This is a genomic window from Pseudoalteromonas sp. T1lg21 (assembly GCF_002964625.1).
Lineage (GTDB): Bacteria > Pseudomonadota > Gammaproteobacteria > Enterobacterales > Alteromonadaceae > Pseudoalteromonas > Pseudoalteromonas gelatinilytica.
Genome location: NZ_PQBX01000079.1, coordinates 1 through 2,602, shown reverse-complemented (window position 1 = coordinate 2,602; position 2,602 = coordinate 1). Strand labels below are relative to the sequence as shown.

General features: G+C 43.5%; 3 protein-coding genes. All 3 read right to left on the bottom strand.

Going from position 1 to position 2,602, the window contains the following annotated elements; genetic code table 11:
- Positions 1 to 100: 100 nt before the first annotated feature.
- Positions 101 to 352: a hypothetical protein gene (locus C2M25_RS21035; protein WP_062570614.1), complete on the bottom strand. Its 252-nt coding sequence runs from the start codon at positions 350 to 352 to the stop codon at positions 101 to 103.
- A 58-nt stretch (positions 353 to 410) separates the two neighbouring features.
- Entirely contained in the window at positions 411 to 2,291 is a 1,881-nt protein-coding gene (locus tag C2M25_RS21030) for a phage major capsid protein (protein ID WP_105182064.1), read from the bottom strand.
- Between the two features lies 1 nt (position 2,292).
- Positions 2,293 to 2,602: hypothetical protein (locus C2M25_RS21025; protein WP_199775204.1), on the bottom strand; the 310-nt coding region annotated here is incomplete at its 5' end.

The following is a 2,602-nucleotide window of genomic DNA, read 5'->3' as shown; positions in this document are numbered from 1 at the left end:
AAAACCCGATAACCTCAATGCCATCAATTACACTAACATCAGTAAAATCAGCAAAAAATACATTGGTCAGATCTGCATTAAGGTCATCGGAAAAGTTCATTTATTCTTCACCCTCTGGACCAAATGCAGCATCAAGATCTGCATCTTCCGATGAAGGCTCTTTCACCTGAGTGGTGACTTTATCATTTACAATTTCGCCTTTACTTGCATTCACAAGTTCCTTGGCCAGAGTTTCACGAATCGAGATAATCGTTGGTTTCTTTTTATCTTTGCCAGGATAAATACTTTCACCATTGATACGAATACCGCGGTCAACGCGGAAATTAACTTTTTTAACTGTTTGCTTTGCCATGATTTATACCTTTTTAAAAAAGAAATAAGGCACCAACTGGCGCCTTATTAAAGGGAGATTAAGAGCCGTAACTGAATGCTTGGGCGTGACGAACCGCAACATCAACGTCTTGGAAAAGACGCATTACTAAACCACCAGATTTAACTTTAGTGGCGCGGTCAGGTACCACATCAAGCGCTCCCCACATACCAAACATAAGTTGTGAGAAGTCACCAAATAAGATTGAACCTGCATCCATTTGAGTACCAACGACACCTTGATAACCATTTACACGGTTATCATCACCCCACAAGAACTTAGCCGTGCCTGCTGCCTTTTCTGTGGTTTTTAAAGTGCCACGCATACTTGGGCGCATTAAGTAAGCCATGCTTTCTGAATCTGCATTTGCTTCTGCTACATCAGTTTCAAACTCAACAATTTTTGCCCAGTTAACGCCACCGGTTAAATCAACTGCGCCAATGCCTGCAGTGTTGATAATACCTGTTGGCTGATTCGCAGCACCGGTACCTTTAATACCAGCGCTATCTAATGCAAGCGCTAAACCTTCCATAATATCGTTACGAACCAACGCTTCGATATCTGGGGTAGATTGGATCATCATTCGACGTGTCATTGGCACTGCAGTAGCAACTGTATGCGGTGACATTTGAACTGTTGTAAAGCTAAGATCTGAATCAGTAGCTTCACCATCTTCACCCACCCAATAAAATGTCGCTGAGCCAGCATGCTTAGGAATATCTAAGTTACCTACTAAACCACTCATATATCGGGCACCTAAACCACCCAGCATTGCTTTTGCTCGTAAAGCTTCAATAAATAGTTCACTGTGTAGCTCAGTAGCAATTAACTCGGCACCCTTACCAGCGGTTCCAGCAGCCTGTTGGCGCATTAGCATCTGACGCTCTAACTGCTGACGAATACCAAAGCCCAATGCTTCAGGGCTTACATAACAACCATCAGGGTCTTTACCTGTGCGCTCAGCAATGGCATTTGATAGTTCACGCTCTAGGCCTGCTTGCTTAAAGTTCCCAGTTGCAACCGCACGGAATAACTTAAGAACGCTATAACGCTGCAGGTCCTTTTGCTCAACACCCAAGTCAAACACTGTTGACTGTGCATCAGGTGCACTACGCTTGTTTTGTAGCTCACGTAATAAGGCTGAATTAAACTCTTCAAACGATTTACCATCACGGATACATTCGTTCGCAAGTGTTTCAGCACCATATTGAGAACCGGTCTGCGCAATACGCTGAGCATCATTTACTGGGGCACTAAATGGTGCTTGTTGCTGTGAGCGCTGTTGTGTTTGTTGATTAGGAGCCGGAGTTTGACGAGTTTCATCTTCTGCCGGGGTGATGTCATCTAGGATTTCGTTCTCATCCATTTTGATTGCCTCTCTGATATTGACATTATTGCTATTTTCATCTGAACGACCCACCCCGACAGTGGGGTCGGCTGGTACAGAAACGGAAGATATTTCCATAGGTTGCCACTTGGTGATCCGATAATGCTCGTTATCACCTTCTCGCTTGGTTAGCGTGGCTTCTAAAATGCGGTAACCAACACTGATATTGGTGCGTATGCTGTCTTGCATATCTATCAGTAATTGTTCACCTAAAGGATTTCGTGATAGTTTTATTTCGGCGTAGCCTCGGCCATTTTCGACCCAAGCCTTAGTGATTACGCCTCGTTGGTCTTGCCAATTGTGATCACATAAAAATGGGCCATTTTGTTCTATTCGTGATAAATCAACTTCATCTACCTCATGACCCAATGTTTCAAACCAGCCCCAGCGTTCAACTTCGTACTCACTTGAAAATGAAATTGTGACTGTGCGCTCTTCAACATTGATGCTGTCTTGCTCAACTTCTGCAAAACGATAGGCAATAGGACACTTACCGCCGACCAACATGTCACGGGTAATTTGATTAACTTTCATATTATTCCTCGTCTTCTTTTGGAGGGGGTTCGTTGGCCTTAACCGATGAGCCTTTGATCAGGCCGATAGATTGAGCTAATTGAATGTTGTCGCCCATTAGCTCCAAGAAGTTTTGCCACCCCTCAGCGAGTTCTTGTGGATCAAGACCTTTGTCTTGAAGAACTTCCATTGGGTTAACAGTGAAGTTTTTATAGCTTTCTGAAATTGCTTGTTCGTCTTTGAGTGGGTCAACCCACTGCCACCGACGGCCATAAAATTGATAATGATTTGCACGCTCTAGATCATAAGCATACAAACCTTTAATTTGATTT

Coding starts and splice junctions, on each gene's coding strand:
- C2M25_RS21030 (WP_105182064.1), bottom strand. CDS start 2,291: ATGAAAGTTAATCAAATTACCCGTGACATGTTGGTCGGCGGTAAGTGT.
- C2M25_RS21035 (WP_062570614.1), bottom strand. CDS start 352: ATGGCAAAGCAAACAGTTAAAAAAGTTAATTTCCGCGTTGACCGCGGT.